Here is a 9,611-nt window from a genome sequence, read left to right as displayed (position 1 = left end):
GGAAATCATCGTTCTTTTTTCATGTCTTAGGAATTAGTTTTTTCCCAGACACTTTAGTCATTAAGAAAATGTGTTTTTAATTATATGAGGTAATATTATTTTCCCTAATTATTAGCTTAATTCCTTGATAATAGCTTCCAAGGTCTTTTTAGCTTCATCTTGAATTGGAGTTTCTGGGTGTTCTTCATCGTACTTGTTAAGCCAGTTCAAACGATCTTGCATTCTCTTAGCCAAGGTCTTTTGGTATTCTGGGTCTTCAAGGTGAACTTCGTAGCCTTCAATTGGTAAGTAGCTTACACCCTTGAAGTTACCAAATGGCTTGAAGTCACTGTCCTTGATGTTACCGTTAGCCAAGTCTTCGATCAACTTCTTAGTAACTTCCTTAGGAATGTCCTTGCCCATGAAGGCATCTGTGTTCAAGCTGTAGCAGCTTGCTCCACGCTTAGTGAACAATTCCTTGAAGTCAGTGTAGTCACCAGATACTGGGTAAGCACGGAATGGGTCTGCGAATGGTTCGATAACCAAGGTGTTCATGTCGAAGCCCTTAGGCAAGTTTTCAGCACTAGTTCTCTTGGTTGCTAAAGTACAGCCCATAGTAGTTGCCAAAACTGGGTCGTCAATCTTGATGATTGGAGGCAATGAACCATCCTTCATAATCCAGAACAAAGCGGTAATTGGTGACTTTTCAAAGTCTACACGGTGAGGACTAGTGTAACGGGTCTTGATAACACGACCGTTGTTGTTACGTAAGTCTTCAGTAACGATAACTTTCTTACCGTTTGAGTCTAACGTTACGTCACAGTTCATAATAGTAGTGTAGTACTTAGTTTCGTGGTGACCTGCTGGGTAGTCGTGGGTCTTGTCGAAGTATGAAGGTTCAAGTGCTACAGATGAACCGTCTTCACGTGAAATGATGAATGCATCGTCGTGCAAAACGGTGATATCATATTTACCATCGTACATTTCGTGAGTCAAAGTTGACTTACCAGAACCTGACAAGCCGTAGAATGCGAAGGTCTTGTCGTCTTTATCGTCAAAGTGGAATGACTTTTCACCACCGTGACATGCAGTGTAGCCGTGACGGTGAGCGATAGCCCAAGCTAAGGTTAAGGTACCCTTCTTAAGTTCACCGAAGTAGCGAAGGTTGAAGACCGCAGCACAGTTATGTGGAGCGTCGAATACGCCTAAACCCTTTGGATAGTCTTCGTCTTGAACATTAGGATCGAAGTAGAAGTAAATATCAGGTTCATCATAGAACTTAGACTTTGCGTACATCTTTTCAGCTTCATCATCGAAGAAGTGGAAGTTCAAAATGTATGAAAGTAGGTTGAAGGCTTGATCTTCTGGCATCATGATGTGAGCCTTAACAGTAAATGATGGGTCAAGACCTACCAAAACAGTAGCCTTTAAGTATTTTTGTTCGTGGCCCTTGTAGATATCTTCACGCAAGTTACCGTTCAATGCTTCAGCATCTTCGTTAGGATTGTCAACGAAGTGACGTGCACTGGCAGTTCTACCTAAGATCTTACCGTGGTTGTAAACCAATTGGGTTGCACCATGTGGCAAGCCTAATTCTTTAGTGTGTAAGATGGGCAAGTCAGTAACAATAACGCCTGATTGCTTCTTTGCTAAATTATAAGCTTCAGCAACACTAGTTACTTCGTGTACGTTGTTGCCGTAAAATGCACTTTCGATAGTTGCACGAGTGCGACTAAACATTGGATTTGCTTTTCTAAGTTCGTCTTGAGAATAACGTTCTTTTGTACTCATATTAAGTTTTTGTCCTCTCTAGGAAGCTATTAATTAAAACGCTTTCATTAACTTACAGTTATTATACTAACATACTTGACTGGGTATAACCACCTAAATATTAAAATATAAGGTTTATGAAATACGAAAACATATACATAAAATAAAAAAACGCAAAGAAGACTAAGAATAAAATAGATGATATAATATAGAACATACGTACGAAAAAAGGAAACATAAAAATGGATTCTAATCAGCTTTTTAAATATGTTTATGCTAAATATGGCTTGAAGTTTGAACCAATTGTGTCAGGTTCAACGGATACTTATGTATTAATGTCTCCACTTGATAGTGGTTATTTTGCTATGCTTTCTCGAATTAATGGTGAAAATTCAAGCAAGAGCAGTATTGCGGTTTTAGATTTAAAATGTGGTGACTTTGCTCCAACGATTCGTGATTTGCCTGGTTTTACTGATCCGGTTCGCATCAAGGGAGCAGAATGGGTAGGCGTAGTTTTGACTAATAATCGCGATGAGCAAGCGATTAAGAAGGCGCTAGATTATGCATTTAAATTAGCGATGAATGGTCAAGATACAAATGTCGCTAAGAGCCAATATTTTTATATTCCAGGAGAAAAAACAGAGGAAAAATATCAAGCGCAGCCAATAAAGCAGCGGTTGCCGCGTAGACAAGTTAACGATGTGATTCCCGATAAGATCAGACAAATGCGGGAATTATATGATTACAGTATTCTTCCTAGCACCGGTCGGCAGAAGAATTTTTATATTCAAGGGCAGTTTATGGCTGATTACGAAGATGAATATAAAAAATATTTTGCTTTCAAGCGTTTCTTTCCTACTTATCATGATATGAATGTGGGACAATTGCGTAGTTACTTTACCTGGAGGACTAAGATTCGCAAGGGGGATTACCATCGCACTAGTACATCTTATGCATATGTATATTTGTATGAGCTGTTTAATAATATTGGCGTGGATAATCCACAGGATGGCTACGATAAACTGATTGCTTTTAAAAAGAATTATGTGGATAATTTCGATTTAGGAATTCAAACATATTTGGCAGATTGGATAAAGGATTACGTGCTTTATTATGGCTTACGAAAAGAAAAAATAGCTGAGCATTTTGCCAAAGATATTGAGCAAGATCATGATGATGAAATATTGCATTATCCGCAAAAATATACGGCAGAAGAGTTAGCGGAAGTTTTTGCAAAAAAGACGACATACTGGAAATCTTCAAAAGTAATTGCAAAGAATAAAGAGGTTTTTGTTCAAGTTTTAAAATGTGTTTGGCAAGAGGTGTTAGATGCTAAAAAATATGGCATAGCTTATTACAGCAGCTTTGTAGCTAAGCCGAAGGTCGTTGAGCAGCCCGTTTTTAAGCTCGCAGTTTTCTACAGAAAAGCAAAAAAGCCAATGACGGTTAAGGTTGATGCTGTGAGAAAGTATTATTACAAAAAGGGTTGGTGGTACATTCATCAAGAAGAAGCTGTGCCAAGACAGCGAACGAACTTGAATACTTTTTTGCATGAAGTAGATCGTTTAGTACGCGAGAAGCTGAATTTAGGACGCGCAATCAAGCCGCGTTTTATTGATCAAGCCGTGTTAAAGGCGATTACGGCTGGAATTGCTGCTTATCAACAGCAAAAAAAACAGGCAAAGATTGATCAGATTAAAATTGATTTTTCTGATTTAGACAAGATTCGGGCCAATGCTTCTGTCACGCGTGATAGTCTGTTAACCGATGAGGAAAAGCAGCTTGAGCAAGAGGAACAAGAGCAAGTGCAAAAGCAGGAGCAAGAAGTAGAAGTTTCAGTAGATCAAGATGACTACAGTTTAGACAAAGACGAAATGTTTTTACTAATGGCTTTATTGCAAGGGAAGCCGTGGCAAGATTATGTGCAAAAACACCATCTAATGGTTTCGATTTTAGCTGATAATATTAATGAAAAATTGCTGGATGAGATTGGCGATAGTGTGATCGAATTTAATGAACAAGATCAGCCACAAATAATTGAAGATTATGCGGATGATTTACAAGAAATGTTTTTAAAGGGATGATAAAATGCCAGAAAAAAGAAGAGTACCAAAAAGAATTGCACAAACTGTATTAAATTCACTAAAAGGTGGGGTAGTGCCGCGGATTGGTTTGCCTTATATTACAGTCGGCCGTAAAGAAGAAATTGAAGCCCTGCTTCATGATGTTGATATTATTCAAGATGGCGGTGCAAGTTTTCGTTTTATCGTTGGACGTTACGGTTCAGGCAAAAGCTTTTTACTGCAGACAATTCGTAATTATGTAATGGACAAAAATTTCGTTGTGGTTGATGGCGATTTGTCTCCAGAGCGTCGCTTGCAAGGTTCTAAAGGACAAGGACTAGCAACTTACCGTGAATTAATCCAAAATCTTTCTACCAAAACTCGTCCTGAAGGTGGGGCCTTAACCTTAATTCTTGATCGTTGGATTAATTCTGTGCAAAGCCAGGTAGCCCAAAGTGGTATTGCCAATGATGATCCCAAGTTTGAAGCCGAAGTAGATAAGAAAATCTATGCAGTAATTTCATCATTAAATGAATTAGTACATGGTTTTGATTTTGCTAAATTGCTTAATATGTATTATCACGCTTATATGTCTAATGACGATGAAACTAAAGCTAAAGTACTTAAGTGGTTTAGAGGCGAGTATAGTCATAAGACTGAAGCTAAAAAAGATTTGGGTGTGGATATTATCATTTCAGACAGCGATTGGTATGAATATCTCAAATTGTTTGCGTCTTTCTTCAGACAAGCAGGTTATGCTGGCCTCATGATCATGATTGACGAATTGGTCAACATTTTTAAAATTCCGAATGCGATTAGTCGTCAATATAATTATGAAAAGATTTTGACAATGTACAATGACACTTTGCAGGGTAAGGCGAAGTACCTGGGCATCATTATGTGCGGGACGCCACAAGCAATTGAAGACCGGCGCCGCGGCGTTTATTCATACGAAGCACTGCGCAGCCGGCTTGCTACAGGAAAGTTTGTTCAAAACGGTGCGCGTGATATGTACGCTCCAGTGATTAAGTTGCAGCCATTGACCGCAGAAGAAATGCTAGTTTTAACTGAAAAATTGGCGGATATGCATGCTAACTTATATGGCTATGAAAGAACTATTACTGATGATGATTTAGCACAATTTATCAAGATAGAGTATGCGCGCGTTGGTGCAGATACTAACATTACGCCACGTGAAATTATTCGTGACTTTATTGAATTGCTCGACATCGTTTGGCAAAATCCTGATACTAAAATCACGGATCTGCTTAATTCTGATCGTTTTAATTATGCAAAATCTGAGGCTGTCTCAGATAATAAAGAGCAAGATTATACTGAATTTAGAATTTAAGGGTAAAAAAGATGGATGTTTTTTCACATTATGCACCATTTATCCAAGACTATATTTATGAACATGGTTGGCAAAATTTACGTCCGATTCAGGTAGCAGCCGCGGAGGAAATTTTTGAGACGGAAGATAATGTGCTTTTGTCAGCTTCAACTGCGTCAGGGAAAACAGAAGCCGCATTTTTCCCGATCTTGTCAGATATCTATAATGAACCAGAGGATTCGGTCAAAGCGCTTTATATTGCGCCACTAAAAGCTTTAATTAATGATCAATACGATCGCTTGACGGAGCTTTGTCAGGATGTCGATATACCAATTTGGCGCTGGCATGGGGATGTAGCGCAAACGCAAAAAAGAAAGATGCTCAAGAACCCATCAGGAGTTTTACAAATTACGCCTGAATCGCTTGAGAGTTTCATGATCAATAAGCACATGGATATTCCTCATTTGTTTGGCGGGCTGAAGTATATTGTGATTGATGAACTCCATTCATTTTTGCGCAGTGACCGCGGTGGCCAAACCTTTTGTCTAATTGAACGTTTGTCAAAATTAGCAAATGTTAATCCCAGAAGAATCGGACTTTCAGCAACCATCGGTAATTTGCAAGATGCCAGCGATTTTTTAGGAGCTGGTTCAAATAGAAAGACGGTTGCACCTAAGGTGCAGAACGAACCACAGATTTGGCATCTTTCAATGGAACATTTTTATAAAACTGATCCACAGGCCAGCAGCAAGTATTTTGATCCTAGTCAAGTCGAGCCTATAACGGATAAGGCACCTGAATCGGCTGATCCAGGTATTGGTTATATTTTTGAACATACACGTGGTAAAAAATGCCTAGTTTTTACTAATAGTCGTGAAGAGTGCGAGGCAGTGTGTCAGGAACTGAGGGCGTATTGCGCTTATAACCATGAGCCGGATCGCTTTATGATTCATCACGGTAATCTTTCACCGGCACTACGGGAAACAGCCGAAGTAGCGATGAAAGATGAAGATGTTTATATGACAACCTGTGCTACTGCAACACTGGAATTGGGAATCGATATTGGTCAGCTGGAATCAGCGTTTCAAATTGATGCTCCGTTTACGGTGTCAGGCTTTTTGCAAAGAATGGGGCGTACAGGTCGTCGCGGCAATCCACCAGAAATGCATTTTGTTATGCGCGAAGAACATCCAGAATCTCGGGCCATGCTGCCAGAATTAATTCCGTGGCCTCTTATTCAGGGAATTGCCCTGGTTCAACTTTACGCGGAAGAAAAATGGGTGGAGCCGCCTGAACCTAATCGCTTGCCGTATAGTTTGCTTTATCATCAAACTATGAGTACGCTCGCCTCTAGTGGAGAGATGACGCCAGCAGAGCTTGCCTCAAGGGTGCTCACTTTGTCGTATTTTCATAATGTTAGTCAGGAAGACTACAAAGTTTTGCTTAGGCATTTGCTTAAAATTGACCACATTGAATGGACCGAGAATAAAGGATTAGTAGTCGGGCTTGCCGGTGAAAAGGTTGTGAATAACTTTAAATTTTATGCAGTTTTTGCGGAAAATGAAGAATTTAGTGTTCATGCTGGCAGCGAAGAATTAGGTACAATTGTTAAGCCACCTCCAGTTGGAGACAAAATTGCAATTGCTGGTCGAGTTTGGGTAGTTGAAGATGTCGATCGCAAGCGTCATCAAGTGTATTGCCATGAGGTGAAGGGAAGAATTTCTGCTTTCTTTGGGGATGTGCCAGGTGATATTCAGCCGAAGATTTTGCAAAGGATGAAAAAGGTTTTGGAAGAGAAGGTCATGTATCCTTATCTGATGCAAAATGGCAAGGCACGCTTAACCCAGGCTCGTGATACTGCAGCTTTAGCTGGCTTAGCTAAAAAAATTTGATTAAGCTTGGCGGCAATATGTGGTGTCTTTTCCCTTGGACTGGAACGTATGCCTTTTTGGCGCTTGAACGGTTGATCAAAATTAAGTGCGGAGAGCAGTTGAATATCCGAGGTTTTAATTCATCTCGTCCATATTTTATGTATTTTGCGATGGATGGGGATGAACAAGACTTTTGGCGCATTCTTAAAGAGGAAGCTGACAAAGACTTTAATCCGCTGGATTTAGTCTATCCTAAAGAAGTTCCAGGAATCGACAAGTATGATAAATATTTGCCAAAAGAGTTATTGCGTAAGGAGTTTGCTTATAGCGTATTGGATATTCAAGAGATGAAACGCTGCGTTAAGCAAATGGCGGATAACTATTTGGTATAATGGGAATATCTTGAAAAGGAAAGAGAAGATCAATGCTTAAAATTAATCAAAATGTGTCTAAGGATGCTCAAACCAGAACTTTGTTAAAAGAATTGCTCAAGGTACACCAAATTCATCAAGCATACAATGTGCGTGATTTGACGGATGCGGACGAGCAAATTTTAGAGAAGGCATTTAATTTAACTCGAGAAATGATGCCTAAGATTTCTACTAAAAAGATTAAGTTTGCAGATAAAAAGTGGGATTCTTTGTTTAACTTTTTGATGGCAGAACAAATTGCATTTGCACGAGTTTTAGCTAGTGGCGATGATAACTTGAATGGTTATGTTCAAGCTAAGAATCAGGCTCAACAAGCTTATGCTTTAGCTGAAACTGCTATTAATAATTTAGAAAATGAAAAATAAAAAAGAGTTTTTCAGGACTTAATTAGTAAATTTTTAAAATCTTGTGCTGCCGAATTGCGATGATCATCAATTACGGCAAAAGTCACTTTTTTAATTGAAGATTTTTCTTTGAAGACGTTGTACCACATTTGGGCAACGTCTTTTGCTTTGAAACCAAAAACGCCGGCTCCCCATGCTCCTAGGATAAGGTGGGCAACGTGCTGACTCTCCGCAATTTGTTTTACGAAGGTCATCCGATTTTGTAAAGTTAGACAAGCATTTCTATACGAAATGCCGGATAGTTTTACTTGAGTGTAATTTGGAGCTGCACAGGAGATGATATCCACCTGTGCATAAATCTTGGGATGTGCAAATAAAATGTTAGGTGAATAAAGAGCGCGATTTTCGTAAAGAGAATGGTTAATATGAGCATTATTCCATTTGTAGTAAGTTTGTTCAAATGGCGCAAGACACTGATAAAGATCAGATTCAAGGCAAAGTGCTTCCTCTTGAGCAACGATGCCGCGCAAGTATCCGCCACCTGCTTCTAGGTAATCCGCGAAGTTAAGTGCAGCTGTTTTTTCAGTTTGCCAATTAGAATGTGAAATGGCAGTAGCAGTATCTGTTGGCGTGAAACATAACTGTGGATAAGCTGAAGATGATGGAACTGAAAAGGTGGGTTGATCATTGTAGATAGTAGTGTTATCGACAGTTTCTTGGATTTGCTGTGCATAAAACTTGGTCATTTGTTCATTGTGAGCTTTGATTTTAGGGATGCTGTACATGTTAGTTGCCTTCTTTTTAGTAAATATTGTATTTTCTAAATATAAGTATGAATTTTTGAAAAAATTTTGCCAACTTTTTGCGTATTAAATAGTGAAGGGGATTTTCTCTTACATTATTAGAAAGTTGGTGTGTAATGAAAGAAACACACAAAATTCAGCCATGGTATGGCTTCTCAGAGGATCAAGTTTTTGGCGAGGTGATGGCTAATTCAGATTTTTGCCGTTATGTTTTGCGGACAGTGACTGGAATTACTGAAATTTCAGAGATTTTTTCACCGGAAAAGCAAAAAGAAATCAAGGATCCGTCGCATAAAACACAGAAAGATGTCCGATTGGATGTTTCTGTTGAAGATCATGAGCATAATCTTTATGATTTGGAGATGCAAGTTAAGGACAAGAAGGATCTAGGTCGGCGCATTCGCTATTATATTTCGAAGTATGATCAGCGTTATACTTTGAATAAAGGCAAGACCTATCGAGATATGAAAAATATAACGATAATTTTCTTTTGTATGTTTGATCCATTTAAGCAAGGCAAAATTCGGTATTCTTTTCATTGGACTGAAGATTCTGATCAAACAATTAAATTGTCTGCGGGAATTGATATCATTATAATAAATGCTAAAGGAAAACCTAACGGTGAAAGCAATGACCTGTTAGGATTAGTTGATTTGATCAATGATCGTCCAGTGCATTTAAACAAATACTTTGACTGGGCACAAAAGAAAATTAAAGAGTTAAATGATGATCCAAAATGGAGGGACAAGATTATGGACTACGAGACAAGACTTTTAGAAGAAAAACAAGAGGGAAAAGAAGAAGCTACAATTACTGGTCTTAAGAAGTTGATCACTGTATTAAAGAATTTAAGCAGTCCTTATGATCAAATCTTGCATCAATTAGAACTTACATATGGTGATCAATTCACTAAAAAGGAATTAGAAGATTTTATTAAACAAGCTTAGTAATAAAAGATGTTGTTTCGCCGATTGTAAAATCAAGTTGAACACTTTATAAAAATAAAAGTCCATCTGGACC

Annotated in this window: 6 protein-coding genes and 1 pseudogene; 5 read left to right on the top strand and 2 right to left on the bottom strand. The window is 38.6% G+C overall.

The window, feature by feature from the left end:
* Positions 1 to 111: 111 nt before the first annotated feature.
* Positions 112 to 1,770 (bottom strand): phosphoenolpyruvate carboxykinase (ATP), encoded by a 1,659-nt coding sequence (locus CP355_RS08675; protein WP_025006288.1) that lies wholly within the window; start codon positions 1,768 to 1,770, stop codon positions 112 to 114.
* A 221-nt stretch (positions 1,771 to 1,991) separates the two neighbouring features.
* Between CP355_RS08675 and CP355_RS08670 the strand changes: the two genes are divergently transcribed.
* The 4 genes and pseudogenes from CP355_RS08670 (at position 1,992) to CP355_RS08655 (ending at position 7,809) form a co-directional block, all read left to right on the top strand.
* The gene (locus CP355_RS08670) at positions 1,992 to 3,833 is read left to right on the top strand and encodes a TerB N-terminal domain-containing protein (RefSeq protein WP_098044344.1); all 1,842 of its coding nucleotides are present in this window, start codon (positions 1,992 to 1,994) and stop codon (positions 3,831 to 3,833) included.
* 4 nt (positions 3,834 to 3,837) lie between these two features.
* Positions 3,838 to 5,163 (top strand): ATP-binding protein, encoded by a 1,326-nt coding sequence (locus CP355_RS08665; protein ID WP_098044343.1) that lies wholly within the window; start codon positions 3,838 to 3,840, stop codon positions 5,161 to 5,163.
* A gap of 11 nt (positions 5,164 to 5,174) precedes the next feature.
* A pseudogene (locus CP355_RS08660) lies at positions 5,175 to 7,405 on the top strand (DEAD/DEAH box helicase).
* 32 nt (positions 7,406 to 7,437) lie between these two features.
* The gene (locus tag CP355_RS08655; RefSeq protein WP_098044342.1) at positions 7,438 to 7,809 is read left to right on the top strand and encodes a hypothetical protein; all 372 of its coding nucleotides are present in this window, start codon (positions 7,438 to 7,440) and stop codon (positions 7,807 to 7,809) included.
* 11 nt (positions 7,810 to 7,820) lie between these two features.
* Here CP355_RS08655 and CP355_RS08650 read toward each other — a convergent pair whose 3' ends face one another.
* Positions 7,821 to 8,573, bottom strand: coding sequence for a TIGR02452 family protein (locus CP355_RS08650; protein ID WP_098044341.1), 753 nt, complete (start codon positions 8,571 to 8,573; stop codon positions 7,821 to 7,823).
* Positions 8,574 to 8,707: 134 nt separating this feature from the next.
* Between CP355_RS08650 and CP355_RS08645 the strand changes: the two genes are divergently transcribed.
* Positions 8,708 to 9,538 carry an Rpn family recombination-promoting nuclease/putative transposase gene (locus CP355_RS08645; RefSeq protein ID WP_087175862.1) on the top strand — a complete coding sequence of 277 codons (831 nt, stop codon included), beginning with the start codon at positions 8,708 to 8,710 and terminating at the stop codon, positions 9,536 to 9,538.
* Positions 9,539 to 9,611 lie beyond the last annotated feature (73 nt).

Source organism: Lactobacillus sp. UMNPBX4 (assembly GCF_002554115.1).
Classification (GTDB): domain Bacteria; phylum Bacillota; class Bacilli; order Lactobacillales; family Lactobacillaceae; genus Lactobacillus; species Lactobacillus gallinarum.
This window is presented reverse-complemented; position numbering and strand designations above follow the sequence as displayed.